The following is a 24,667-nucleotide window of genomic DNA, read 5'->3' on the forward strand; positions in this document are numbered from 1 at the left end:
CGCGGAAGAAGTCGATCAGGCCCTGGGTCGAGCCATCCTCGGCCGGGGCTTCGTCCTGGCCGGTCAGGCGCGAGTAGACGCCCTTGCCCAGCTCCTTGCCCAGCTCCACGCCCCACTGGTCGAAGGCGTTGATGCCCCAGAGCACGCTCTGCACATAGACCTTGTGCTCGTACATGGCGATCAGCGCGCCCAGGCGACGCGGGCTGATGCGTTCCATCACCAGGGTGTTGCTCGGGCGGTTGCCCGGCACCACCTTGTGCGGCGCCAGGCGCTGCACCTCGTCCTCCGCCAGGCCCTGGGCGCGCAGTTCGGCCTCGGCCTCGGCGCGGGACTTGCCGAGCATCAGCGCCTGGCTCTGCGACAGGCAGTTGGCGAACAGCCACTGGTGGTGGTCGGCCACCGGGTTGTAGCTGGACACCGGCACGATGAAGTCGGCGGGGATCAGCTGGGTGCCCTGGTGCAGCAGCTGGTGGTAGGCGTGCTGGCCGTTGCAGCCGACCCCTCCCCAGATCACCGGGCCGGTGCCGGCGCTGACCGGCGTGCCGTCCTGGCGCACGCTCTTGCCGTTGGACTCCATGTCCAGTTGCTGCAGGTGGTCGGTGAAGTTCCGCAGGTAGTAGTCGTAGGGCAGGATGGCGTGGCTGCGCGCGCCCCAGAAGTCGCCGTACCAGACGCCGAGCAGGCCGAGGATCACCGGGATGTTGCGTTCGAACGGCGTGCCCTGGAAGTGCTGGTCCATGCTGTAGGCGCCGGACAGCAGCTCCTTGAAGTTGGAGATGCCGATGGACATGGCGATCGGCAGGCCGATGGCGGACCACAGCGAGTAGCGCCCGCCGACCCAGTCCCACATGGGGAAGATGTTCTCTTCGCGGATGCCGAAGGCCACCGCCGCTTCGCGGTTCGAGGAGACGGCGATGAAGTGGCGGTACAGCTCTTCCTCGCTGCCGCCCTGGGCCAGGTACCAGGCACGGGCGGCCTGGGCGTTCTTCAGGGTTTCCAGGGTGCCGAAGGACTTGCTGGAGACGATGAACAGGGTGGTCTCGGCATTCAGCTTGCAGGCCAGCTCGCGGAACTCGCTGCCGTCGATATTGGCCAGGTAGTGGCAGCGCACGCCCTTCTGGGCGAACGGCAGCAGGGCTTCGGAAACCAGCTGCGGGCCGAGGAAGGAGCCGCCGATGCCGATATTGACCACGTCGGTGATCGGTTTCTCGGTGTAGCCGCGCCACAGGCCGTTGTGCACATGGCCCACCAGCTCGGTCATCCGGTGCAGCACGCGGTGCACCTCGGGCATCACGTCGACGCCTTCGACCTGGACCTTGTCGCCGATCGGCCGGCGCAGGGCGGTGTGCAGCACCGGGCGGCGCTCGGAGCTGTTGATCACCTCGCCGCGGAACATCGCCTTGATGGCATCGCCCAGCCGCGCCTCCTCGGCCAGCCTGACCAGCAGCGCCAGGCTGTCGGTGCGGATCAGGTTCTTCGAGAAGTCCAGCAGCAGGCCGCAGGCGTTGAGGCTGAAGTGCTGGAAGCGTTCGGGGTCGTCGGCGAAGGCCTGGCGCAGGCTGAATCCGTTCAGATCCTGGCGGTGGCGTTGCAGGGCGGTCCAGCTGGGCAGTTGGGTGACATCGAGCGGCGTCAGGTGGTGATCCATGGCGTACCTGTGTGCGACTTATGAAAAAGCCCGGAACTATCCGGGCTTCGGGTCAAGAGGCAATCCGGCCTCAGGCGACTTGTACCGGAATCGCGTTGCTGGTGTGGCTGAGTTCGTTGCCCGGAGCCATGTACAGCATACGCGGTTTGAAATTGGCCAGTTCGGCCTCGCTGTAGTGGGCGTAGGCGCAGATGATCACGCGATCGCCTACCTTGGCCTTGTGCGCCGCGGCGCCGTTCACCGAAATCATCCGCGAGCCGTTTTCGGCGCGGATGGCGTAGGTGGTGAAACGCTCGCCGTTGTCGACGTTGTAGATCTGGATCTGCTCGTACTCGCGGATGCCGGAGAGATCCAGCCATTCGCCATCGATGGCGCAGGAACCTTCGTAGTCGAGCACGGCGTGGGTCACTTCGGCGCGGTGCAGTTTGGCCTTGAGCATGATGGCGTGCATGGCATTTCCTCGTCGGGGCGCGGGCGGCGGCTGAGTTTGCCCGAACCCCGGAAGGGGTTCAAGGCTGCCGGGGACAGTGGTCAGGCTTGCGCTTCGAGGTTGAAGGCAAGGTTGTCGATCAGGCGGGTGTTACCCATGAAGGCCGCACCCAGTATCACCAGATGCTGATCCTGGAGGCCTGCGGGGCGCAGGCTCAGCGCCTCGCGGACTTCCAGGTAGTCGGGACGGAAGCCGGCCTTGGTCAGCTCCTCCCGGCCTTCCTGCTCCAGCGCGGCGAAGTCGCGGCGGCCCTGGCGGATGGCTCCGGCCAGTTGCTGCAGGGTGCGGTAGAGGGCGGGTGCCGCGGCGCGCTGGGCATCGTCCAGGAAACCGTTGCGCGACGACAGCGCCAGGCCGTCCTCGGCGCGGGCGGTGGGCTCGCCGATGATCTGGATCGGCATGTTCAGGTCGCGCACCAGCTTGCGGATCACCGCCAGTTGCTGGAAGTCCTTCTCGCCGAACACCGCGAGATCGGGCTGGACCATGTTGAACAGTTTGCTGACCACAGTGGCGACGCCTTCGAAATGGCCGGGGCGGCTTCCACCGCAGAGGCCTTCGGAGACCAGGGGCACATTGACGCGGGTCTGGCCCTGCATGCCGTCCGGATACATCTCCTCGACATTCGGGTGGAACAGCAGGTGGCAACCGGCGGCCACCAGCTTCTCCTGGTCGGCGACCAGTGTGCGCGGGTACTTGGCCAGGTCTTCGTTGGGGCCGAACTGCAGCGGGTTGACGAAGATACTGGTGACCACGAAATCGGCACGCTGGCTGGCCTTCTCCACCAGGGCGATGTGCCCGGCGTGGAGGTTGCCCATGGTCGGCACGAAGCCGATGCGCTTGCCTTCGCTACGCGCGCGCGCGACGGCCGCGCGCAGTTCGCGGACGGTCTTGACGGTGTTCATGCGGAGAATCCGTGTTCGGCTGCGGGGAAGGTGACGTCCTTGACAGCATTGACGTAGGCCGCCAGGGCCGCCTGGATGCTGCCCTGGCCTTCCATGAAGTTCTTCACGAACTTGGGCGCGCGGCCGGTGAGGGAGAGGCCCAGCATGTCGTGCAGGACCAGCACCTGGCCATCGGTGGCGCTGCCGGCGCCAATGCCGATCACCGGGATCTTCACCGACTGGGTGATTTCGGCGGCCAGCTCGCTGGGCACGCATTCCAGCAGCAGCATGGCTGCGCCGGCCTGCTCCAGGGCCATGGCGTCGGCGCGCAGCTGACGTGCCTGGGCTTCCTGGCGACCCTGAACCTTGAAGCCGCCGAAGATGTTCACGGCTTGCGGAGTCAGTCCCAGGTGGGCGCAGATCGGGACGCCGCGCTCGGCCAGCAGGCGAATGGGTTCGGCCAGCCAGGCCGCCCCTTCCAGCTTGACCATGTGGGCGCCGGCCTGCATCAGGGCGGCGCAATTGGTGAAAGTCTGCTCGAGGCTGGCGTAGGCCATGAACGGCAGGTCGCTGATGATCATCGCGCCCTGGTTACCGCGCTTCACAGCCGCGGTGTGATACGCCATGTCGGCCACGCTGACCGGCAGGGTGCTGTCATGGCCTTGCAGAACCATGCCAAGGGAATCGCCCACCAGCAGCACATCCACGCCGGCCTGGCAGGCAGCCTGGGCGAAAGTGGCATCGTAGGCCGTCAGCATGGCGATTTTTTCGCCCTTCAGCTTGAGCTGTTGCAGGGTGGTCAGGGTCACATCAGGCATGAAAACGTCCTCATCGGCACCGGTTGGCACCGGCACGGGGCAACGGGACGCTTATAGTCCCGATGGGGGGGCATGAAGTCAATTGCAGGTGTTACCGACCTGTTACGGCGTTACCGCCAGGTCGGCCAGGCGTTCCAGGCCCTCGAAAGGGCAGGCGTCCAGCAGAGCCTGCAGCGGACGCCCGTCGGGCAGCTGCAGGTTGCCGGCGATCTCCGCCAGCGGATAGAGCACGAAGGCACGGGCGTGCATGTGGTAGTGCGGGACCTGCAGGCGCGGCTCGTCGATCCGCCGCTGACCGAACAGGAGAATGTCCAGGTCCAGGGTGCGCGGGCCCCAGCGCTCGTCCTTGCGCACGCGGCCCTGGGCCAGTTCGATGGCCTGGAGGGCGTCCAGCAATTGCAGCGGCGCGAGCTCGGTGTCCAGTGCGGCCGCAGCATTGACGTAGCGGGGCTGGTCTGGGGGCCCAAGGGGGTCGCTGACGTAGAGCGAGGACACCGCCGCCAGATGGGTCTGCGGCAGCTCGCCGAGTGCCGCGAGAGCGCCGCGCAACTGGCTGACGGGCTCGGCGAGATTGCTGCCGAGGCCAATGAAGACGCGCTCCATGATCAATCGCTCGACGTGCCGGGCGCGCCTTCGCTGCGCGGGCCACGGCGACGACGGCTGCCACCGCGGCGGCGACGTTGGCCGGCGGGTTGGTCGTCCTTGTTGCTCAGCTCACGGATCATGTTGCGGCGCTGGCTGTCACTGGCGTCCTGGTAGTCGGTCCACCAGTCGCCCAGGCCTTCGGTCTGTTCGCCGGCGCTTTCGCGCAGCAGGAGGAAGTCGTAGCCGGCGCGGAAGCGCGGGTTCTCCAGCAGCAGGTCGGCGCGCTTGCCGCTGCGGCGGGGGAGGCGTTCCTGCATGTCCCAGATCTCGCGGATCGGGATGCTGAAACGCTTCGGAATGGCAGTGCGCTGGACCTGTTCCATGATCAGGCCGTGGGCGGCTTCCTGCATGGCCGGAATAGGCGCCATGCCGCGTTCCTGGAGCTGTGCAGCGCGTGCGGGCATGGCCGGCCACAACAGGGCGGCGAAGAGGAACGCGGGGGTGACCGGCTTGCCCTGGTGGATGCGTTGGTCGGTGTTGGCCAGGGCCTGGCGGATCAGGCGGCCGGTGTACTCGGGGTCGCTCTCCAATGCCGCGGCGCTCGCCGGGAACAGGGGGGCGAAGAGATCGTATTCCACCAGCAGCTCGAAGGTGCGTTCGGCTTTTCCGCCGAGGAACAGCTTGAGTACTTCGTCGAACAGGCGTGCCGAAGGAATCTCGCGCAGCATGGGGGCGAGGCGGCGAATGGGCGCGGCGCTGTGTTTCTCGATCTCGAAGCCCAGCTTGGCGGCGAAACGCGCGGCGCGGAGCATGCGCACAGGGTCTTCCTGGTAGCGCTGCTCGGGAATGCCGATCAGGCGCACCAGGCGATTGCGGATGTCGTGCACGCCGTGGGCGTAGTCGAGGATGCGCTCGGTGGTCGGGTCGTAATACAGCGCATTGATGGTGAAGTCGCGGCGCTGGGCGTCATCTTCCAGGCTGCCGTAGACGTTGTCGCGCAGAATGCGACCGCTTTCGTTGCTCGATGCCTGGTTGCTGTCTTCTTCGTCCTCGCCTTGCGCGTGATGGGCGCGGAAGGTGGCGACTTCGATGATCTCCCGGCCGAACTGCACATGGGCCAGCTTGAAGCGGCGGCCAATAACCCGGGCGTTACGGAATTCGGCGCGGACCTGTTCCGGGGTGGCGTTGGTGGCCACATCGAAGTCCTTGGGGCGCAGGTTCAGCAGCAGGTCGCGGACGCATCCGCCCACCAGGTAGGCCTGGTAGCCGGCCTTCTGCAGGCGCTCGACCACCATGACGGCGTTGCGGCTGATGTCCGCGCGGCGCAGCGAATGCTGATTGTTGCCCAGTACTTCGGGAGTGCTGCGCGGATGCTGGGCGCGGCGAAGGGGAGAACGGAAAGACTGGAACAGCTTCTTCAGCATGGGATGCACTGTTTTGCGGAATGGACGGCCAGAAAGGGATATGGGCGCACGATGGCCGCGGATTCTAGCACTGGGAGGGGGGATGGTGAAGGAAAGGGCTGACAGGTGTCAAAGCTACTGGGGGAGCCGGAGCTCCCCCCCAAATTGGTGCGTGCTTTGTTTTTATTGTGCCGGGCTTGGTGTTTTTGTTGTTCGACCCGCTCCAGCAAGCATGTAGCTCCTGGAAATGCCCTCCATACGAGGGGTAATAGCAAACGGATTTGTTTGGACGCTGATGGTGCCATGATCATTCCGTGACCCAACCAGTACGGGTGCTGCCTGTGGGCAGTTTTATTGTTCTCGGTCTGGTTGTGGGGCGAGCCCCAAAGGCAACTCCTCTCCAAAAGAATCAGTTAGCTGCGCCTCCGCTGTCTTGTTTTTGTTGTGCTGGAGTCGATACGTCTTGTTTTTATTGTGGGGTTCAGCAGTTGTTATTGTTGTTGTGCCGTAGATAAAGCAGATGCCGTGCCAACTTTTGTGATTCCTTGTAAATCAATGGCTTGCGTGGGTGTCGGGTAAAACTGCGGGCAAAAAAAAGCCGGGTTTTCGTTACCTTTAGACCCGGCTTTGTTACGTGATGTTAGGTGGGGTAACAGCGCGGGGAACTGGAAGTGTTCCCGGGTTGTCACCCCGGCCGGCCACTCAAGGACCGGCAGCAGCGCCCGATTTGCGGCGCGGGATACCCAGGCGTTGACGACGCTCCCACAGGCATTTGCGGCTGATGCCCAGCTTGCGGGCCAGTTCGGTCTCGGTCATGTGGTCCTGGTGCTCCAGCACGAAGTGCTGGAAGTAGTCTTCCAGGGACAGGTCCTCGGTAGGCTCGTGGGCGGTGTTGTTGGCCTGGGCGAGGGGCGCGGCTTCGTTGAAGTCCTCGTCTTCCAGGTCGTCCAGCTCGATGTCGATACCCAGCAGGTCCGCCGAGATGTCGGGGCTCTCGCAGAGAATCACCGCGCGCTCGATGGCGTTCTCCAGTTCACGCACGTTGCCCGGCCAGCTGTAATGGCGGATCGCCTGTTCGGCATCGGTGGCGAAGCGCAGGCCCTCGCGCCCCATTTGTGCGCATTGTCGCGCCAGGAAGGAGCGCGCGATCTCGAGCACGTCGTTACCGCGCTCGCGCAGGGCGGGGAGTTTCAGCGAGATCACGTGCAGGCGGTAATACAGGTCCTCGCGGAACTGGCCGGTCTTGGCCAGGGTCTTGAGGTCGCGGTGGGTCGCAGCGATCAGGCGCACATCGACCTTCTGCGATTGCACCGAACCCACGCGGCGGATCTCGCCTTCCTGCAGCACCCGCAGCAGTCGCGCCTGGGCCTCCAGAGGCAGCTCGCCGATCTCGTCGAGGAACAGGGTACCGCCATCGGCCGCTTCCACCAGGCCGGCGCGGCCGGCGGTGGCGCCAGTGAAGGCGCCTTTCTCGTGGCCGAAGAGTTCGGATTCGATCAGGGTTTCCGGGATAGCTGCACAGTTGACCGAGATCAGCGGCGCCTTGGCACGGCGGGAAAGGTTGTGCAGGGCGCGTGCAACCAGTTCCTTGCCGGTGCCGGATTCACCCTGGATCAACACGGTGGAGTCGGTCGGGGAGACCTTGCGGATCTTGCTGTAGAGCTCGAGCATCGGCGGGCAGGAACCGATGATCCCGATCTCGCCGTCGGCGTTGCTGGCTGCTGCCTTGTCGCCGCCGCGGCTGGTGCTGGGGCGTTCGCTCGGGGCCGACTTGGCCTCCTGGCGCTCCTTGAGGATGCGCGCGACGGCCTGGAGCATTTCATCGTGATCGAAGGGCTTGGCGATGTAGTCGACCGCGCCCATCTTCATCGAGTCCACCGCCGAGCGCAGGCTGGCGTAGCTGGTCATGATCAGCACCGGGGTGCCCTGGGCCAGCTTGATCAGTTCGGTTCCGGGGGCGCCTGGCAGGCGAAGGTCGCTGACGATCAGATCGAAGCCCGGAATGCTGTAGCGCTCCTGGGCCTCCTGTACGGAACCTGCCTCGCTGACCTGGTACTGGTTACGTTCCAGCAGGCGTCGCAAGGCAGAGCGAATGATGGTTTCGTCTTCGACGATCAGAATGTGCGGCATTAATTCGGCTCTCTAGACGGTCTCAGCTCACGGCGGATGTCGCTTCGACAAAACGAGGCAGCGTCACCCTGATTCGGGTGCCGCGCTGGTGCTCGGAGTCGGCCGGGCTTTCGATGGTTATCTGTCCATAATGCTCTTCCACGATCGAATAGACCAGTGCAAGGCCAAGGCCGGTCCCTTTCCCTGGGTCCTTGGTGGTGAAGAAGGGTTCGAACAATCGGTCCATGATTGCCTTCGGAATACCACTGCCCTCGTCCTCGACGATGAGGTCCACGGTGTGCTCCGAGGCTTCGCTGCGTACGCGGATGTCGCTACCCACAGGGGAGGCGTCGCGGGCGTTCGACAGCAGGTTGATCAGCACCTGGGCGAGGCGCTGCGGGTCGCCCTCGGCTATGTGGCGCGGATCGCAGAGGTTGAAGAAGTTCACCTCGACACTGCGCTTGTTCAGCGACAACAGGCCGATGGCGTCCTGGGTCACCTCGGCCAGGCATACCGGTTCGCTGGCCTGTTGGCGGCCGCCGGCGTGGGCGAAGCTCATGAGCGACTGGACGATGCGCGAGACGCGCTTGGTCTGCTCGAGGATCTGGCTGCTGATCTCCTTCAACTCGCCGTCTCCTTCGCGCTCTTCGCGCAGGTTCTGCGCCAGGCAGGCGATGCCGGTGATGGGGTTGCCGATCTCGTGGGCGACGCCGGCGGCCAGGCGGCCGATGGAGGCCAGGCGCTCGGAGTGCACCAGCTTGTCTTCCAGCAGCTGGGTATCGGTGACGTCCTCGACCAGTAGCACCAGGCCGCTGCTGCCTGGCGCCAGGGGTTCCTCGATCGCCGCCTTGTGCAGGTTCAGCGAGCGGGCCTGGCCCTCCAGGGTCAGGCGTTGCTTGTGCAAGTGCTCGTCAGGCAGGTTGATGAAGCCTTCCAGCAGACCTTTCCAGGGCTCGGCGATGGTGGACAGGCGCGAGCCCACCACGCGTTGTGCGGGGATCTCGGTCAGCTCCTCCATGGCGCGGTTCCACATGAGGATCTCCTGGTCCTTGGCCAGGGAGCAGACGCCCATGGGCAGCTCTTGCAGGGTCTGTCGGTGATAACGGCGCAGGGCATCGAGCTCGGCGGCGAGGCCCGTCAGGCGCGAGTGGTAGTCCTCCAGCCGGCTTTCGATGAAGTGGATGTCCTCGGTGACGTAGCTCTCGCTGCCGGACTTGTAGGGCAGGAAGGTTTCCACCATATCCTGGGCCACGCTCGGGCCCATGAGGCCGGAGAGGTTGGCCTCGATCCGGTCGCGCAGGCGGCGAAGGGCGTACGGACGGCGCTCGTCGAAGGGCAGGTGCAGGTCGCGCAGCGCCTGTTCCACTTCCTTCTGCGCGGTCTTGGCGCCCAGGGGCTTGGCCAGTTGGGTGGCGAACTCCTGGGGCGATCCGGCCACCAGCTCGCGGCGTTGCGGCCGGCGTACGTTGTCCACGGTGCAAGCTTCGGCTGCGCTGCGCTCTTCCGGGCTGGCTTCGGTGAAGAGCGATATCAGGGTGAAGATCAGCACGTTGGCCGCCAGGGAGGCGATGGCCGCGATGTGCCAGCTGGTGTCGTCCAGCACGTAGATGGCGTTGAACAGCGGCAGGTAGATGCCCTGCAGGTTGCCGATCAGGGGCAGCAGCATGCTGAACAGCCAGACCCCGAAACCGGCCAGCAGGCCGGCGATGAAGCCGCGTCGATTGGCGGTCGGCCAGTAGAGAACCGAAAGCGCACCGGGGAGGAACTGCAGGGTGGCGACGAAGGCGACTATGCCGAGGTTGGACAGGTCCTGCTCGGCGCCCAGCAGCAGGTAGAAGCCGTAGCCGGCCATGATGATGGCGGCGATCAGGGCGCGGCGGGTCCACTTCAGCCAGCGATAGATGTTGCCCTCGGCCGGCGGTTGGTAGAGCGGCAGCACCAGGTGGTTGAGGGCCATGCCGGAGAGGGCCAGGGTCACCACGATGATCAAGCCGCTGGCGGCGGAAAGCCCGCCGACGTAGGCGAGCAGCGCCAGCGCGGGATTGTCCACCGCTATGCCCAGGCCCAGGGTGAAGTATTCCGGGTTGGTCGTGGCGCCCAGCCTGAGTCCGGCCCAGAGGATCAACGGGATGGCCAGGCTCATCAGCAGCAGGAACAGCGGCAGGCCCCAGCTGGCGCTGACCATGGCGCGTGGGTTGAGGTTCTCGGTGAAGGTCATGTGGTACATGTGCGGCATGACGATGGCCGAGGCGAAGAACACCAGCAGCAGGGTGCGCCAGGGGCCTTCCTGCAACGGGGTGTGCAGGGTGGAGAGAGCTGCCTGGTTCTGCAGCAGCCAGAGCTCCAGTTCGCGGGGGCCGCCGAACACCCCGTACAGGGCGTAGAGGCCGATGCCGCCCAGGGCGACCAGCTTGACTACCGATTCGAAGGCGATGGCGAACACTAGCCCGGCGTGTTTCTCGCGCGTGGCGATGTGGCGTGCGCCGAACAGGATGGTGAACAGGGTGATCAGGGCGCAGAAGCCCAGGGCCACGCGGTTGTGCACTGGTTCGCGGGTGAGGATGCCGATGGAGTCGGCCACTGCCTGGATCTGCAGGGCCAGCAAGGGCAGCACGCCGATCAGCATGATCACCGTGGTCAGCGCGCCGGCCCAGGTGCTGCGGAAGCGGAAGGCGAAGAGGTCGGCCAGGGACGCCAGCTGGTAGGTGCGGGTGATGCGCAGTATTGGGTAGAGCAGCACCGGCGCGAGCAGGAAGGCGCCGGAGACGCCCAGGTAGCTGGCGAGGAAACCGTAACCGTACTGATAGGCCAGCCCAACCGTGCCGTAGAAGGCCCACGCGCTGGCATAGACGCCCAGGGACAGGGTGTAGGTCAGCGGATGGCGGACGATCCAGCGCGGCACGAAGCCCCGGTCACTGAGCCAGGCCACGCTGAACAAGGCCAGGAGGTAGGCGGCGCTGATCAGCAGCAGTTGGGTGAGGCTAAAGCTCATCAGCATCGCGTTGACTCTGCAGGATGAAGGTCACCACGATCAGGATCAGCCACAGCAGGTAGGGTCGGTACCAGGCGCCATTGGGGTCGATCCACCAATCCATGATGGCGGGGGAGAACAGGTAGATCCCCACTACCAGGAGCAGGACCAGTCGATAGATATACATGCCACATTTCTCGTCGTGTCTGCGGCGATGGTAGCGAATGCACCAACGTGCCGCGAGTGGCTAGCGCAGCTGCGCTTCGGCCTGGGTGCGACAATGCGGGATGCGTACGGCATCCCAGTGGGTGATGCCCCAGTCCAGCACCTCGCGGGGACGGTAGCCGGCGAGCTCCGCCGGAGGCTCCTGGCCCAGGGCGCGCAGCGCGCGCGCCAGCAGTGGCCCGGCGCTGTCGGCGGGTAGCGGTGGGGAACGGTAGGACTTGCCCAGCTTGTGGCCGTCCGGCTGGGTGATCAGCGGCACATGCAGGTAGCGCGGCTGCGAAAATCCCAGCAGTTCCTGCAGGTAGAGCTGGCGCGGGGTGGAATCCAGCAGGTCGGCGCCGCGCACCACATGGGTGACGCCCTGCCAGGCGTCGTCCAGCACGACCGCCAGCTGGTAGGCGTAGAGGCCATCGCGGCGGCGGATGACGAAGTCGCCCACTTCCCGGCCCAGGTGCTGGCGGTATTCACCCTGCACACGGTCGACGAACTGATACTGCAGTTCGGGTACTCGAATGCGGATGGCGGCATCCTGTTGTGGGTGCTGGGCATTGCGGCAGAAACCGGGGTAGATGCCCTGGTGGCCTTCCAGCTGCTTGCGCGAACAGGTGCAGGCATAGGCCAGGCCCATGCTGAGGAGGTGGTCTATCACCTCGTCGTAGGTGTCATGGCGCTCGCTCTGCCGGACCATTTCGCCATCCCACTCGAAGCCGTAGCTTTCCAGCGTGCCGAGGATCGCCGCCTGGGCGCCTTCGACCTCGCGCGGCGGGTCCAGGTCTTCCATGCGCAGCAGCCAGCGACCGCCGACAGCGCGGGCGTCCAGGTAAGAGGCGAGGGCAGCGACCAGCGAGCCGAAATGCAGATAGCCGCTAGGCGTGGGGGCGAAGCGCCCGATGTAGGCGGGGGACGTCATGGGGCGGGACCCTGTAACGCAACGGGGCGCCGTTGGCGCCCCGTTTCGGCATCAGGAGCCGAGCTGCTTTTCCTTGATCTCCGCCAGGGTCTTGCAGTCGATGCACAGAGTAGCGGTGGGACGGGCTTCCAGACGGCGGATGCCGATCTCGACGCCGCAGGAATCGCACCAGCCGTAATCGTTGTCTTCGATCAGCTGGAGGGTCTCGTCGATCTTCTTGATCAGCTTGCGCTCGCGGTCGCGGGCACGCAGTTCCAGGCTGAACTCTTCTTCCTGGCTGGCGCGGTCGGCCGGGTCGGGGAAGTTGGCGGCTTCGTCCTGCATGTGGTGCACGGTACGGTCCACCTCTTCCATCAACTCCTGCTTCCACTTGTTGAGGATGTTGGTGAAGTGAGCGCGCATGCGGTCGCTCATGTACTCCTCGCCCTTGGTCTCTTGGTAGGGCACGAAGCCACGAATCAACTGGCTGTTCTGTTGTTTTGCATTGGTGGGCATGGATGGCCGCCTCTCACTTTCTTAATCCATTGCGCAGGATTATGGTCCATCGCCGGCGGTGCCGGCCCTGCGGCTGCAAGCGGGCGAACTTACCAGATCAAATCCGGGTGCGCCACTCCCTGATGTCAAGCATGCTGCAGCGTCCAGGGACCATTGGGTAGAATCCTCTCTTTGCCCTAATAAAGGAAGGCCAATGGCTCAGTCCTACAGTGCGCGCAGCCGCGCCATCGAACCCTTCCACGTCATGGCCCTGCTGGCCCGTGCCAACGAACTCCAGGCGGCGGGTCACGACGTGATCCACCTGGAGATCGGCGAACCGGACTTCGGCACTGCCGAGCCCATCGTCCAGGCCGGGCAGGCAGCCCTGGCCGCCGGGCATACCCGTTACACCGCCGCTCGCGGCTTGCCGCAGCTGCGCGAAGCCATTGCCGGCTTCTACGCGTCGCGCTATCGGTTGAACATAGACCCAGAACGCATTCTCATCACCCCCGGAGGCTCCGGAGCGCTGCTCCTGGCCAGCAGCCTGCTGGTGGATCCGGGCCGGCACTGGCTGCTGGCCGACCCCGGCTACCCCTGTAACCGGCACTTCCTGCGCCTGGTGGAAGGTGGCGCGCAATTGGTGCCAGTGGGTCCGGATACGCGTTACCAGCTGACCCCGCAACTGGTCGAGCGGCACTGGGATGCCGACAGCGTGGGCGCCCTGGTGGCCTCCCCGGCCAACCCCACCGGTACCGTGCTGCACGCCGACGAGCTGGCGGCCCTGTCGCAGACCCTCAAGGCTCGCGGCGGCCATCTGGTAGTGGATGAGATCTACCATGGCCTCACCTACGGCATGGATGCCAGCAGCGTGCTGGAGGTGGACGACGAGGCCTTCGTGTTGAACAGTTTTTCCAAGTATTTCGGCATGACCGGCTGGCGCCTCGGCTGGCTGGTGGCGCCGCCGGATGCAGTGCCCGAACTGGAGAAGCTGGCGCAGAACCTCTATATCAGCGCGCCCTCGATGGCGCAGTACGCCGCGCTGGCCTGCTTCCAGCCACAGACGCTGGAGATCCTCGAACAGCGCCGCGCCGAGTTCGCCCGCCGCCGCGATTACCTGCTGCCTGCCCTGCGCGAACTGGGCTTCGGCATCGCCGTTGAGCCGGAGGGCGCCTTCTACCTTTATGCGGACATCTCCGCCTTCGGTGGCGACGCCTACGCCTTCTGCCAGCATTTCATCGAGACCGAGCACCTGGCGTTCACTCCCGGGCTGGACTTCGGCCGCAACCAGGCGGGCCAGCATGTGCGCTTCGCGTACACCCAGAGCCTGCCGCGCCTGGAAGAGGCGGTGCAGCGCCTGGCCCGTGGCCTGAAGAGTTGGGCGGGGCAATGAAATTCGCCCCGGCCCTGGAGGAGGGCAGGCTGCTGCGGCGTTACAAGCGCTTCCTCGCAGATATCGAGACCACCCACGGCGAGCTGCTGACCATCCACTGCCCCAATACCGGCTCGATGCTGAACTGCATGAGCGAAGGTTGCCGTATATGGTTCAGCCGCTCCAACGACCCGAAGCGCAAGCTGCCCGGCACCTGGGAAATTGCCGAGACGCCCCAGGGCCGCCTGGCCTGCGTGAACACCGCCCGCGCCAATGCCCTGGTGGAGGAGGCGTTGCAGGCGGGTGTCATCGCCGAACTGGCGGGCTTCGAGGCCCTCAAGCGAGAAGTGGCCTACGGGCTGGAGAACAGCCGGGCCGACTTCCGCCTGGATTTCCCGACCGGTCCGGCCTTCGTCGAAGTGAAGAGTGTGACCCTGGGCTTCGACGGCACGCCGGTGGCCGCCTTCCCCGACGCCGTCACCCTGCGCGGCAGCAAGCACCTGCGCGAGCTGGCCGCCCTGGCGCGCCAGGGCATGCGGGCGGTGCAGCTGTACTGTGTGAACCTTTCCGGTATCGAGGCGGTGCGTGCGGCCGAGGAAATCGACCCGGCCTACGCAGCAGCCTTGCGCGAAGCGGTTGCCGCCGGGGTCGAAGTGCTGGCCTACGGAGTGGAGCTGACGCCTGACGAGGTCCGCGTCTGCCGTCGCGTCGATGTAAGGCACTGAGCCTCAGGCGTCGCCGTGCAGCCAGATGCCGTTGGCGTCTTCACTGAGGGCCAGTGGCAGCAGTGCCTCACCGGCGCAGGGCCCGGCGACGCACTCGCCGGACTCGATGAGAAAGAGCGCGCCGTGGGTCGCGCACTGGATCAGGCTGCCGCTCTGGTCGAGGAACTGGTCCGGCAGCCACTCCAACGGAATGCCCCGATGCGGGCAGCGGTTTTCGTAGGCGTGGACCCGCCCATGCTTACGCACTAGCAGAATTTTCAGTCCATCAATCAGAAAGCCCCGGCTCTGGCCTTCGGCCAATTCATCGGGGCGGCAAAGCAGGATCATCGGTGTCTCCAAGGCAGGCGGGCATTATCCCGCACTACCGTGGCTTGCCAAGAGGGAGCGCGTCCCTGCGCTGAAAGGGGTCAGATCTCCCAGACCAGGTTGACCGAGGCGTTGCGACCCGGCTGGGTATAGCGGCCCAGGCTGCGGCTGTTGGCATCCAGGCCCTGGACGTCGCCCCACTGCCAGTACTGCTTGTCGTTCAATTGTTCGGCGCGCGTAAACCCGGTATTGCTGAGCGGGAAGACTGGCGAGCCCTGGCGGAAGGTGCGCCGTCGCTCTGAGCTCGAGCTACCCGGGCGCATGGCGCCCCGATCCAGGCCAACGCCCTGTGCACACAGGGCGTTGGCCTTTCCCGCATTCAGCGATGGAGTTGTTTCGATGCGTCTAGTTATCGGTCTGGCCAGCTTCTGCGCGGCCCTGCTGTTCTCCCACCAGGCCGCCCTGGCCGAACCCCTGCCGCAACGCTGGGTCAGCGCCGGTGGTTCGATCAGCGAATGGGTGGTGGCTCTGGGCGGCCAGGACAAGCTGGTGGGCGTGGACACCACCAGTCAGCACCCCGAGGCATTGAAGGCCTTGCCCAGCATTGGTTACCAGCGGCAGCTGGCGGCTGAAGGCATCCTCTCGCTGCGCCCGGACATTCTCGTTGGCACCGAAGAGATGGGGCCGCCGCCCGTGCTGGCCCAGGTCAGCGCCGCGGGCGTACGCATCGAACGCCTGGCTTCCACCGCCGATCTGGTCACCCTGGAAAAGAACCTCAAGCTGATCGGCGCCTTGCTGGGCGAGGACGCGCGCGCCAGCCAGGCCTTTGCCGACTACAGCCTGCGCCTGCAACGCCAGGCCGACTGGGTGGCCAAGGTGCAGCAGACGCAGCACGCACCGCGGGTGCTGTTCCTGCTTGGCCATTCCGGCAGCAGCCCGATGGCGGCGGGCAAGGACACCGCCGCGGCCTGGTTGATCGAGCGGGCGGGGGGACTCAATCTGACCGACCACCAAGGCTACAAGGCTATCTCCAATGAGGCCCTGGCCGCCCTGGACCCGGACGTCGTGGTGATCGCCGATCGCCGCCTGGAAGGGGACGCGGCCCGTGACGCGTTGCTCCGGCAGAACCCGGCCCTGGCCGCCACTCGCGCCGCGCGTAATGGACGCCTGCTCAGCCTCGACCCGACCCTGCTGGTAGGCGGCCTCGGCCCGCGCCTGCCCGATGGCATGGCTGCGCTGTCCGCCGGGTTCTATCCTTCGGCTCCGGCCCTGACCGAGAAAAGCCCGAGCCAGCCATGATCGCGTCACTTCATTCCCGCCCATTGTTCATCGCACTGGGCATTCTCCTGCTGCTGGCGCTCTGGCTGTCCCTCGCGCTGGGCCCGGTGAGCCTGCCTCTGGGGGAGACCCTGCGCGCCGCGTTGCGCCTGGCCGGGCTGCCATTCTCCGGAGAGGGCCTGGAGCAGGCGGAACTGATCCTCGGCCAGATCCGCCTGCCACGCACCCTTTTGGGATTGGCCGTGGGCGCGGTGCTGGCGCTGTCCGGCGTCGCCATGCAGGGGCTGTTCCGCAACCCCCTGGCCGATCCCGGACTGGTCGGGGTATCCAGCGGCGCGGCCCTGGGCGGAGCCATGGCCATTGTCGGCGGCTCGGCCATGGGTGGCCTGCCGGAGGCATTCGCGCCCTACCTGCTGTCGGTCTGCGCCTTCGCCGGCGGCCTGGGGGTGACCATGCTGGTCTATCGCCTGGGCCGCCACGACGGCCAGACCAGTGTGGCGACCATGCTGCTCGCCGGCATCGCGCTGACGGCGTTGGCCGGCGCCGTCATCGGGCTCTTCACCTATCTGGCCGATGACGCGACCTTGCGCAGCCTGACCTTCTGGAACATGGGCAGCCTCAACGGCGCCAGTTACTCGCGGCTCTGGCCGCTGCTGATGGTCACCTTCTTCGTGGTGTTCTGGCTGCCGCGTCGGGCCAAGGCCCTGAACGCCCTGCTGCTGGGTGAGTCCGAGGCGCGCCACCTGGGGTTCGACGTGGAGCGCCTGAAGCGCGAGCTGGTGTTCTGCACTGCCCTGGGTGTCGGCGCTGCCGTGGCCGCCGCCGGGCTGATCGGCTTCATCGGCCTGGTGGTGCCCCACCTGGTACGTCTGGTGGCCGGGCCGGATCATCGCATCCTGCTGCCGGCCTCCGCCCTGGCCGGTGCAAGCCTCATGCTGCTGGCCGACCTGGTGGCGCGCCTGGCGCTGGCGCCGGCCGAGTTGCCCATCGGCATCGTCACCGCACTGATCGGCGCGCCGTTCTTCCTTTATCTGCTGTTGCGGGGGCGTCACTGATGCTGCGCGTGGAACAACTGGACGTGCTGCGAGGCGGCAAACAAGTGCTGGCCGGGGTCGACCTGGACCTGCGCCCCGGTGAAGTGCTCGGCGTGCTGGGACCGAACGGTGCGGGCAAGAGCACGCTCCTGGGCGCGCTATGCGGCGAGGTGCCCGCTGCTGGCGGCAAGGTAAGCCTGGACGACCGCGCCCTGAGCGACTGGAGCGGTCCGCAGCGGGCGCGGCGCCTGGCGGTGCTGCCGCAGAGCTCGACGCTGAATTTCGCCTTTCGTGTCGAGGAAGTCGTGGGCATGGGCCGCTTGCCCCACGACACCGGCGGCGCACGGGATGCCGAAGTGGTGGCCGAGGCCCTGGCGGCGGCGGATGCCTGCCATCTTGCCGGGCGCAGTTACCTGGCGCTTTCCGGCGGTGAGCGCCAGCGCGTGCATCTGGCACGGGTGCTGGCGCAACTCTGGCCGGGTGAGGCCGGGCAGGTGCTGCTGCTGGACGAACCTACCTCCATGCTCGATCCCCTGCACCAGCACACCACCCTGCAGGCTGTGCGCCGCTTCGCCGAGCGCGGCGTTGCCGTACTGGTGATCCTCCACGACCTCAACCTGGCCGCCCGCTATTGCGATCGCCTGCTACTGCTCGCCGATGGCCGGCCCCACGTGCTGGGGCCACCGGAGCAGGTGCTCCAGGCCGGGCCCCTCAAGGCCGTGTTCGGCCTGGAGGTGCTGGTGCAACGCCATCCGGAACGCGGCCATCCCCTGATAGTCGCCCGTTGACTCGAACAAGGACTTCCAATGCGTCTTCTCCTGTTTTTCTTCATCGGCCTGCTGGCCGCTTGCCAGAGCTTGCCGCCCCTGCCCGAGTGGCAGAGCCCCGAAGGCCGCGACAGCGCCGAGCTGGGTGTGATCCTCGACTTGCGCAGCGGCGAGCGACTGACTCCAGAGCAGCTGGTCGAGCGGCTGGTCCCCATACCGCGGGTGCTGGTTGGCGAACAGCACGACAACCCCGACCACCACGCCCTGCAACTCTGGTTGCTGCAGGCACTGGAAGCGCGCCGGCAGCAGGGCAGCCTGTTGCTGGAGATGCTCGATCCCGTCCAGCAGGCAAGGGTGGATGCATTGCGAAGGGCGCCATTGCCTGCGGACCTGCCCCAGGCTCTGGCCTGGCAGAAGAACTGGGATTGGGCGCTCTACGGCCCGATAGTGCGGCACGCGCTGGCACAGCCCTATCCGCTGTTGGCGGCGAATCTCGACCGCAGCGAGATCAAGCACATCTACACGACACGGCCCGACCTGCAAGGCAGCTTGTCCTCCGCCGCTTCCGTGCGCGGGCCGTTGCTGGCGCAGATTGGCGAGTCGCACTGCGGCTTGCTGCCGGAATCGCAGATGCCGGCGATGCTGGCCGTCCAGCAGCAGCGGGACCGACGCATGGCGGAGCGCCTCCTTGCTGCACCTGCCCCGGCGCTGCTGTTCGCCGGCGCCTTCCATGTGCGCCGCGACCTTGGCGTACCCCTGCACCTGGCGGACCTGGGGCAGGCCGAGGGCAATACGGTGCTAATCCTGTCGGAGGTGGGCAAGCCGGTGGAGCAGGGCGCCGCGGACTATGTCTGGTACACCGCGGCATTGCCGCTCATCGACCACTGCGCGGCGATGCGCCGGCAGATCCCGGCCACGCGCTGAGCGCGCCGGACGGAGCTCGACGCAATCGCTGATTCGCGGGCAAAAAAAAGACCCGGCAATTTGCCGGGTCGAAAACCGTGATTAGCCTGATGAGGAGATAAATCTGAAGAGTCCGACTGCTTGGTCTCCCAGCTTACCGGCTGATCTCGCGACCAGTTGAGGTAATAATAAAGATTCTCATTTTCGAGTCAAGCATTGGTTCTGATTTTCTTTCTCATTCGGAATTCCTGCCCACAGCAATGAAGAGCCCGGCTCGAGACCGGGTCCTTTCCATCGGCTCAGCTCCTGGTGGGCGACAACCTGAGCTGGGTGACTTCCTTGTTCAGCAGGTCGATCCTTCGCGCCATGCTCTCGATCAGGCTGTGGGCGATACGCGGGTTGCTCTGCATCAGGCTGAGGAACTGATCCTTGGGAATCACCATGACCGTGCAGGGTTCGCTGGCAACTACGGTGGCGCTGCGTTTTTCCCGGGTGAACACGGCCATGGCGCCGAAGATCTCGTCCTTCTGCACGTCCCCCACCTTCTGTCCATCGACATAGGCCTCGGCATGGCCCTCGATGATGATGAACACGTGGTCGGCCTCATCGCCCTGCTGGATCAGCTCCTCGCCGGCGCCGAAATGCTGGAAGCCGGTGGAGGGGCGCACATCCGGTTGCTTCAGGCGGGCCACGGCATCCGAAAGCAGGGCGGTATGGCCCACCAGGTACTGGATGAACAGTTCCTGGAGCTTGTCATTGCCGTAGATATGCTTGAACACTTCGCTGCGGTTGAAGGGCAGCAGGCTGATGGGCTCGTCGCTGCTGTAGCGGCAAGAGGGCAGGTCTATGCCCTGGCGCAGGCCCACCAGGTCGCCTTCCTGCAGGTAGAAGAGCGGGCGTTCGTCGACCACGGCGTGCACCAGCCCGTTCTCGATCAGGAACAGCTGATTGGCCGGCAGCAGCGGCGCCAGGTCCTCGGCCTGCTCCAGGCGCAGGGGCGGGCCGGCTGGCTCCAGGCCCTCGAGCAACTGCCCGGGGATACTTTGCAGGCGGTTGATCAGCTGGTCGGCGTAGGCCGGTTGCTCCCCGAGTAGGTACATGGCAGTAATTCCTTGAACTGACTGGAATGGCGTGGCGCACGAATGTCCCTGAAACAATAGGGGCCGGCGCCGAGCTCGTAAATCACTCCTGGCGGACGTTGTGAGCTAGCTCTTGTTGTGAGCGCCGGGTGTATCCAGTTGGTGGTTCAGCTCCGCCTTGTGGCCGGGAGGCAGATCGTTCCAGTGCACGTCCAGCAGGGCACCTTCGATCGCGTAGAGCAGTACCTTGGAGGCCCTGAAGCCCCGTGCCCGGACGGCCTTGTAGGCGCCGACAGCGCCGAGCCGGCGCAGGTCCGAAGCGCTGTGGATGCCGACCGCGTGCAACCATTGCGCCGAGGTCTTGCCCAGATTCTTCATGTGCTGCAGTTCGTCGTTCATCGAGCCTCCTTGCGATGGAAAGGGCACGAGAGGGCAGTGCTGTGGATAAGTGTAGCGGCCATCCAGCATGGCTTTGTGCTATCGCTTCATCCTCGTGCGCTCCTTGCACGGACGACGACCACTGCTGATGCGATAGGGCCGGTTCCTGGTCGCTTCTTCTGGACCCACGGCCTGCCGGGCCGGTGATGACCTTGGGGCGATTGCGGAGCTGGCTCTGAGCTGCACGGCTGAGGGCGACTCAGCCGGCAGTATAGAAGCCGCGACGAATGTTGCCGGCCGCGGTGGGGCGGGCGGGCTCAGGCGGTGGGCAGGTGCTGACGGATGTGCTTGACCAGACCGTCGAGGCTGGCCGCCTGGTCGGTGTCGATACGCTTGCTCCGCGCCTGTTCACCTGCGTCCAGTGGCTCGCGGCTGGCCAGTTGGGCGCGCACCACTTCGATGGTGGCATCGGACGGGTCGCCGCCTTCGGCCTGGCGCTGGGCCAGCCAGGTCTCGATCACCGCTTCCGGTGCATGGCAGTCGAGGATCAGGAAGGGCGTGCCGGTTTCTTCGGCCACCTTGCGGGCCGCCTTACGCTGTTCCTGCTTGAGGAAGGTGGCGTCGATGACCACCGGGAAGCCGGCATGCAGGGCGGCTTTCGCCAGTTGGTTCAGGCGCTGGTAGGTGGCGGCGCTGGCGTCCTGGTTATAGATGCCGCTCTGCAGGCCCTTGGCGCCGGCTTCCTGCTCGCCGAACAGGCGCTTGCGTTCGACGTCGGAACGCAGGCGGATGGCGCCCAGGGCTTCCACCAGGCGCAGCGCCACATGGCTCTTGCCCGAGGCCGAGACACCATGGGTGATGCTGAGGAAGGGTGTGGGAATGGCGCTGTAGCTTTCGGCCAGCCCGGCGTAGTTGCGGTACTGGCGCAGGGTGGCGGCCTTCTGCACGGCATCGGCCTGGTGGGCCAGGCTGAACAGGGCGATCTTGGCCCGCACCAATGCGCGGTAGGCCTTGTAGAAGTTCAGCAGTTCCAGGCCGTCATAGTCGCCGGTTTGCTCCAGGTACTGGCTGATCAGGCGCCGGGAAAGCGGCTTGAGGCCACGGTCTTCCAGGTCCATGGCGATGAAGGCGATATCGGCGTAGACATCGGTGAAGCGGAAGGGCTCGTTGAATTCGATGCAGTCGAAAAGCACCACCTGGCCGGCGATCAGGGTGGCATTGCCCAGGTGGATGTCACCGTGGCATTCGCGGATGAAGCCTTCCTGCTTGCGCCGCGCGAGCAGGGGCACGAGGCGCTCGTGGCTGCTTTCGGCCCAGGCTTCCAGAGCTTCCAGCTGTTGCAGGTCGGCCTTGTCGTTGAGCAAGGGGCGGATCTGCTCGAAGTTCTGCCGGACCGGCATCATCACTGCTTCCGGGGTGCCCAGCGGGTGGTCGACGGCTACTTGCGGGGCGGCCAGGTGGAAGCTGGCGATCTGCCCGGCCAGGGCGTCGATATGGACGGGCGTCAGTTCACCGCGGGCCTGCAGGGCGCTGAGCAGGTTCTCCTGAGGGAACTGGCGCATCTTCAACGCATACTCGAATGCCGGACCTTCGCCGCCGATCTGCGGCGCCTCGGGGCTGCCGGTGATCGGCAGCACTTCGAGGTAGAGGTCGTGGGTCAGGCGCTGGTTGAGGCGCAGCTCTTCGCCACAGAAATGCTGGCGGGCGTCGAGGCTGGTGAAATCGAGGAAGCCGAAGTTGACCGGCTTCTTGATCTTGTAGGCATAGCTGCCGGTCAGCAGCACCCAGGATATGTGCGTCTCGATCACCTGGAATCCGTCCACCGGATGGGGGTAAAGGGTGGGATTCTGCAGGGCGGCTATCAGGGGCTGGCTCACGGGCGTTCCTTGTTCTCTGCGCATTCGGAGCCCGGCATTATGGCCTCTGGGCGTCGAGCTGCAAACCGTCAGGGCGCGCCTGTTGGCTGTGGATAAAGTGCGTATAATGCGCCGCCATGACTCGTCCTCGATCCCCCAAATCCCGCTCTAAACGCCGCCCCAGCGGCCTCCGTCCATGGCTTGGCTGGGCCGTCAAGCTCGGCCTGGTGGGCCTGGTCGTGCTGGCCGGTTTCGCCATCTATCTCGACGCCGTAGTGCAGGAGAAATTCTCCGGCAAGCGCTGGACGGTGCCGGCCAAGGTCTATGCCCGGCCGCTGGAGCTGTTCGTCGGCCTGAAGCTGGCCAAGGATGACTTCCTCAAGGAACTCGATGCCCTGGGCTATCGTCGCGAGAGTCTGTCCAACGGCCCGGGCGCCGCCTCGGTCGCCGGCAACACCGTCGAGCTGAACACCCGTGGCTTCCAGTTCTACGAAGGCGCCGAACCGGCCCAGCGGGTTCGCGTGCGCTTCTCCGGCGACTACGTGGCCGGCCTGAACCAGGCCAGCGGAGCCAACCTGGCCGTGGCACGGTTGGAGCCGCTGCTGATCGGCGGCCTGTACCCCGCGCATAATGAGGACCGTGTCCTGGTCAACCTGGACCAGGTGCCGGCCTACCTGATCGAGACCCTGGTGGCAGTGGAGGATCGCGAGTTCTTCCACCATCTGGGCGTATCGCCCAAGTCGATCGTCCGTGCCTTCTGGGTCAATACCACTGCCGGCCAGCTGCGCCAGGGCGGCAGTACCCTGACCCAGCAGCTGGTGAAGAACTTCTACCTGAGCAACGAACGCAGCATCTCGCGCAAGGCCACCGAGGCCATGATGGCGGTACTGCTGGAGCTGCATTACGACAAGCGCGAAATCCTCGAGGCCTACCTGAACGAGGTATTCCTCGGCCAGGACGGCCAGCGCGCCATCCACGGCTTCGGCCTTGCCAGCCAGTATTTCTTCAGCCAGCCGCTGTCGGAGCTCAAGCTGGAGCAGATCGCCATGCTGGTGGGCATGGTCAAGGGTCCGTCCTACTACAACCCGCGACGCTACCCGGAGCGTGCGCTGGAGCGGCGCAACCTGGTGATCGACCTGCTCGCCGAGCAAGGCGTGGTCACCCCCGAGGAAGCCGCCGCGGCCAAGCAGAAACCCCTGGGCGTGAGCAAGCGCGGCAGCCTGGCCGACAGCTCGTACCCGGCCTTCCTCGACCTGGTGAAGCGCCAGCTGCGCGAGGACTATCGCGAGGAAGACCTGACCGAAGAAGGCCTGCGCATCTTCACCAGCTTCGACCCCATCCTGCAGTCCAAGGCGGAGACTTCGCTGAACGAAACCCTGAAACGCCTGGCCGGGCGCAAGGGCGTGGACCAGGTGGAGTCGGCCATGGTGGTGAGCAACCCGGAAACCGGCGAGATCCAGGCGCTGATCGGCAGTCGCCAGCCGCGCTTCGCCGGATTCAACCGCGCCGTGGACGCCGTGCGTCCCATCGGTTCGCTGATCAAGCCCGCTGTCTACCTCACGGCACTGGAACGGCCCAGCCAGTACACCCTCACCAGCTGGGTCGCTGACGAACCCTTCTCGGTGAAGGGCCAGGACGGCCAGGTCTGGCGCCCGCAGAACTACGATCGCCGGGCGCACGGAACCATCTACCTGTATCAGGGGCTGGCCAACTCCTACAACTTGTCGACTGCCAAGCTCGGCCTGGAACTGGGTGTGCCGAATGTGCTCAAAACTCTTGAGAGGCTGGGTGTTTCCCGCCAGTGGCCTGCGTTTCCCTCGATGCTTCTCGGTGCTGGTGCTCTGAGCCCGATGGAAGTGGCGACCATGTACCAGACCCTGGCCAACGGCGGCTTCAACACTCCGCTTCGGGCGATTCGCAGCGTGCTGACGTCGGAGGGTGAACCGCTCAAGCGCTACCCCTTCCAGATCCAGCAACGCTTCGATCCGGGTGCCATCTATCTGGTGCAGAACGCCATGCAACGAGTTATGCGCGAAGGTACCGCGCGTTCGGTCTACAGCCAGTTGCCGTCGTCGCTGACGCTGGCGGGCAAGACCGGCACCACCAACGATTCGCGGGACAGCTGGTTCGCCGGCTTCAGCCAGGATCTGTTGGCTGTGGTCTGGCTGGGGCGCGATGATAACGGCAAGACGCCGCTGACCGGCGCCACCGGAGCGCTGCAGGTCTGGACCAGCTTCATGCGCAAGGCTGACCCGTTGCCGTTGGACATGCCGATGCCGGACAACGTGGTACAAGCATGGATAGACCCGCACAGTGGCCAGGGCTCGGACTCGAGCTGCCCCGGTGCAGTACAGATGCCCTACATTCGTGGCAGCGAACCCGCCCCTGGCGTCCCGTGCGGAATGGGCGCTCCCGTGGACTCGGTCATGGACTGGGTTCGCGGCTGGATGCAATGAAC

General features: G+C 65.7%; 22 protein-coding genes and 1 pseudogene. 8 read left to right on the top strand and 15 right to left on the bottom strand.

Features of this window, described 5'->3' with window-relative positions; all coding sequences use genetic code 11:
- The 11 genes from pgi to dksA all read right to left on the bottom strand — a co-directional run.
- Positions 1-1,648, bottom strand: a 1,648-nt coding sequence (gene pgi / locus E8F11_RS10040; RefSeq protein WP_280288698.1) for a glucose-6-phosphate isomerase, incomplete at its 3' end; no start/stop codon positions are given.
- A 70-nt stretch (positions 1,649-1,718) separates the two neighbouring features.
- On the bottom strand, positions 1,719-2,099 hold the full coding sequence (gene panD, locus E8F11_RS10045; RefSeq protein WP_028630028.1) for an aspartate 1-decarboxylase: 381 nt from the start codon (positions 2,097-2,099) through the stop codon (positions 1,719-1,721).
- 80 nt (positions 2,100-2,179) lie between these two features.
- Positions 2,180-3,040 (bottom strand): pantoate--beta-alanine ligase, encoded by an 861-nt coding sequence (gene panC, locus E8F11_RS10050; protein ID WP_280288699.1) that lies wholly within the window; start codon positions 3,038-3,040, stop codon positions 2,180-2,182.
- Entirely contained in the window at positions 3,037-3,837 is an 801-nt protein-coding gene (panB, locus tag E8F11_RS10055) for a 3-methyl-2-oxobutanoate hydroxymethyltransferase (protein ID WP_280288700.1), read from the bottom strand. Before panB ends, panC begins: the two co-directional genes overlap by 4 nt.
- A 102-nt stretch (positions 3,838-3,939) precedes the next feature.
- Complete coding sequence (gene folK / locus E8F11_RS10060; protein ID WP_280288701.1) at positions 3,940-4,440, bottom strand: 2-amino-4-hydroxy-6-hydroxymethyldihydropteridine diphosphokinase; 501 nt, start codon at positions 4,438-4,440, stop codon at positions 3,940-3,942.
- Between the two features lie 2 nt (positions 4,441-4,442).
- Positions 4,443-5,846 (bottom strand): polynucleotide adenylyltransferase PcnB, encoded by a 1,404-nt coding sequence (locus tag E8F11_RS10065; RefSeq protein ID WP_280288702.1) that lies wholly within the window; start codon positions 5,844-5,846, stop codon positions 4,443-4,445.
- A 681-nt stretch (positions 5,847-6,527) separates the two neighbouring features.
- Entirely contained in the window at positions 6,528-7,955 is a 1,428-nt protein-coding gene (locus E8F11_RS10070) for a sigma-54 dependent transcriptional regulator (protein WP_280288703.1), read from the bottom strand.
- Positions 7,956-7,977: 22 nt separating this feature from the next.
- Positions 7,978-10,932, bottom strand: coding sequence for a sensor histidine kinase (locus E8F11_RS10075; protein WP_280288704.1), 2,955 nt, complete (start codon positions 10,930-10,932; stop codon positions 7,978-7,980).
- Positions 10,916-11,092, bottom strand: coding sequence for a hypothetical protein (locus E8F11_RS10080; protein WP_003095129.1), 177 nt, complete (start codon positions 11,090-11,092; stop codon positions 10,916-10,918). Before E8F11_RS10080 ends, E8F11_RS10075 begins: the two co-directional genes overlap by 17 nt.
- Positions 11,093-11,152: 60 nt before the next feature.
- Positions 11,153-12,040 carry a tRNA glutamyl-Q(34) synthetase GluQRS gene (gluQRS, locus tag E8F11_RS10085; RefSeq protein ID WP_280288705.1) on the bottom strand — a complete coding sequence of 296 codons (888 nt, stop codon included), beginning with the start codon at positions 12,038-12,040 and terminating at the stop codon, positions 11,153-11,155.
- A 51-nt stretch (positions 12,041-12,091) separates the two neighbouring features.
- Positions 12,092-12,535 (bottom strand): RNA polymerase-binding protein DksA, encoded by a 444-nt coding sequence (gene dksA, locus E8F11_RS10090; RefSeq protein WP_028630036.1) that lies wholly within the window; start codon positions 12,533-12,535, stop codon positions 12,092-12,094.
- Positions 12,536-12,728: 193 nt separating this feature from the next.
- On the opposite strand from dksA, the gene E8F11_RS10095 reads away from it, so the two are divergent.
- Together E8F11_RS10095 and sfsA are read left to right on the top strand one after the other, a co-directional pair.
- Complete coding sequence (locus tag E8F11_RS10095) at positions 12,729-13,904, top strand: pyridoxal phosphate-dependent aminotransferase (protein ID WP_280288706.1); 1,176 nt, start codon at positions 12,729-12,731, stop codon at positions 13,902-13,904.
- A complete protein-coding gene (gene sfsA, locus E8F11_RS10100) occupies positions 13,901-14,608 on the top strand; it encodes a DNA/RNA nuclease SfsA (RefSeq protein WP_280288707.1) in 708 nt (235 codons plus the stop codon). The genes E8F11_RS10095 and sfsA overlap by 4 nt, the downstream gene beginning before the upstream one ends.
- Before the next feature lie 3 nt (positions 14,609-14,611).
- Here sfsA and E8F11_RS10105 read toward each other — a convergent pair whose 3' ends face one another.
- The gene (locus tag E8F11_RS10105) at positions 14,612-14,935 is read right to left on the bottom strand and encodes a Rieske (2Fe-2S) protein (protein ID WP_280288708.1); all 324 of its coding nucleotides are present in this window, start codon (positions 14,933-14,935) and stop codon (positions 14,612-14,614) included.
- Positions 14,936-15,126: 191 nt separating this feature from the next.
- Between E8F11_RS10105 and E8F11_RS10110 the strand changes: the two are divergent.
- The 5 genes and pseudogenes from E8F11_RS10110 to E8F11_RS10130 all read left to right on the top strand — a co-directional run.
- Positions 15,127-15,216: pseudogene (locus E8F11_RS10110) on the top strand (hypothetical protein); the annotation flags it as partial.
- A 97-nt stretch (positions 15,217-15,313) separates the two neighbouring features.
- Positions 15,314-16,213, top strand: a complete 900-nt coding sequence (locus E8F11_RS10115; protein ID WP_280288709.1) for an ABC transporter substrate-binding protein — start codon at positions 15,314-15,316, stop codon at positions 16,211-16,213.
- A 50-nt stretch (positions 16,214-16,263) separates the two neighbouring features.
- Positions 16,264-17,247 (top strand): iron chelate uptake ABC transporter family permease subunit, encoded by a 984-nt coding sequence (locus E8F11_RS10120; RefSeq protein WP_280288725.1) that lies wholly within the window; start codon positions 16,264-16,266, stop codon positions 17,245-17,247.
- A complete protein-coding gene (locus tag E8F11_RS10125) occupies positions 17,247-18,014 on the top strand; it encodes a heme ABC transporter ATP-binding protein (protein WP_280288710.1) in 768 nt (255 codons plus the stop codon). The genes E8F11_RS10120 and E8F11_RS10125 overlap by 1 nt, the downstream gene beginning before the upstream one ends.
- An 18-nt stretch (positions 18,015-18,032) precedes the next feature.
- A complete protein-coding gene (locus E8F11_RS10130; RefSeq protein WP_280288711.1) occupies positions 18,033-18,917 on the top strand; it encodes a ChaN family lipoprotein in 885 nt (294 codons plus the stop codon).
- Positions 18,918-19,195: 278 nt separating this feature from the next.
- Here E8F11_RS10130 and E8F11_RS10135 read toward each other — a convergent pair whose 3' ends face one another.
- The 3 genes from E8F11_RS10135 to E8F11_RS10145 form a co-directional block, all read right to left on the bottom strand.
- Entirely contained in the window at positions 19,196-19,996 is an 801-nt protein-coding gene (locus tag E8F11_RS10135) for a cyclic nucleotide-binding domain-containing protein (protein WP_280288712.1), read from the bottom strand.
- Between the two features lie 105 nt (positions 19,997-20,101).
- Entirely contained in the window at positions 20,102-20,374 is a 273-nt protein-coding gene (locus E8F11_RS10140) for a TfoX/Sxy family protein (protein WP_280288713.1), read from the bottom strand.
- Between the two features lie 296 nt (positions 20,375-20,670).
- Entirely contained in the window at positions 20,671-22,230 is a 1,560-nt protein-coding gene (locus E8F11_RS10145) for a bifunctional aminoglycoside phosphotransferase/ATP-binding protein (RefSeq protein WP_280288714.1), read from the bottom strand.
- A gap of 116 nt (positions 22,231-22,346) precedes the next feature.
- Between E8F11_RS10145 and mrcB the strand changes: the two genes are divergently transcribed.
- On the top strand, positions 22,347-24,665 hold the full coding sequence (gene mrcB / locus E8F11_RS10150) for a penicillin-binding protein 1B (protein WP_280288715.1): 2,319 nt from the start codon (positions 22,347-22,349) through the stop codon (positions 24,663-24,665).
- The last annotated feature ends 2 nt before the right edge of the window (positions 24,666-24,667 follow it).

The sequence above is a fragment of the Pseudomonas sp. BN417 genome (genome assembly GCF_029871205.1).
In the GTDB taxonomy this organism is placed as follows: domain Bacteria; phylum Pseudomonadota; class Gammaproteobacteria; order Pseudomonadales; family Pseudomonadaceae; genus Metapseudomonas.

Coding starts and splice junctions, on each gene's coding strand:
- panD (WP_028630028.1), bottom strand. CDS start 2,099: ATGCACGCCATCATGCTCAAGGCCAAACTGCACCGCGCCGAAGTGACC.
- panC (WP_280288699.1), bottom strand. CDS start 3,040: ATGAACACCGTCAAGACCGTCCGCGAACTGCGCGCGGCCGTCGCGCGC.
- panB (WP_280288700.1), bottom strand. CDS start 3,837: ATGCCTGATGTGACCCTGACCACCCTGCAACAGCTCAAGCTGAAGGGC.
- folK (WP_280288701.1), bottom strand. CDS start 4,440: ATGGAGCGCGTCTTCATTGGCCTCGGCAGCAATCTCGCCGAGCCCGTC.
- E8F11_RS10065 (WP_280288702.1), bottom strand. CDS start 5,846: ATGCTGAAGAAGCTGTTCCAGTCTTTCCGTTCTCCCCTTCGCCGCGCC.
- E8F11_RS10070 (WP_280288703.1), bottom strand. CDS start 7,955: ATGCCGCACATTCTGATCGTCGAAGACGAAACCATCATTCGCTCTGCC.
- E8F11_RS10075 (WP_280288704.1), bottom strand. CDS start 10,932: ATGCTGATGAGCTTTAGCCTCACCCAACTGCTGCTGATCAGCGCCGCC.
- E8F11_RS10080 (WP_003095129.1), bottom strand. CDS start 11,092: ATGTATATCTATCGACTGGTCCTGCTCCTGGTAGTGGGGATCTACCTG.
- gluQRS (WP_280288705.1), bottom strand. CDS start 12,040: ATGACGTCCCCCGCCTACATCGGGCGCTTCGCCCCCACGCCTAGCGGC.
- dksA (WP_028630036.1), bottom strand. CDS start 12,535: ATGCCCACCAATGCAAAACAACAGAACAGCCAGTTGATTCGTGGCTTC.
- E8F11_RS10095 (WP_280288706.1), top strand. CDS start 12,729: ATGGCTCAGTCCTACAGTGCGCGCAGCCGCGCCATCGAACCCTTCCAC.
- sfsA (WP_280288707.1), top strand. CDS start 13,901: ATGAAATTCGCCCCGGCCCTGGAGGAGGGCAGGCTGCTGCGGCGTTAC.
- E8F11_RS10105 (WP_280288708.1), bottom strand. CDS start 14,935: ATGATCCTGCTTTGCCGCCCCGATGAATTGGCCGAAGGCCAGAGCCGG.
- E8F11_RS10115 (WP_280288709.1), top strand. CDS start 15,314: ATGCGTCTAGTTATCGGTCTGGCCAGCTTCTGCGCGGCCCTGCTGTTC.
- E8F11_RS10125 (WP_280288710.1), top strand. CDS start 17,247: ATGCTGCGCGTGGAACAACTGGACGTGCTGCGAGGCGGCAAACAAGTG.
- E8F11_RS10130 (WP_280288711.1), top strand. CDS start 18,033: ATGCGTCTTCTCCTGTTTTTCTTCATCGGCCTGCTGGCCGCTTGCCAG.
- E8F11_RS10135 (WP_280288712.1), bottom strand. CDS start 19,996: ATGTACCTACTCGGGGAGCAACCGGCCTACGCCGACCAGCTGATCAAC.
- E8F11_RS10140 (WP_280288713.1), bottom strand. CDS start 20,374: ATGAACGACGAACTGCAGCACATGAAGAATCTGGGCAAGACCTCGGCG.
- mrcB (WP_280288715.1), top strand. CDS start 22,347: ATGACTCGTCCTCGATCCCCCAAATCCCGCTCTAAACGCCGCCCCAGC.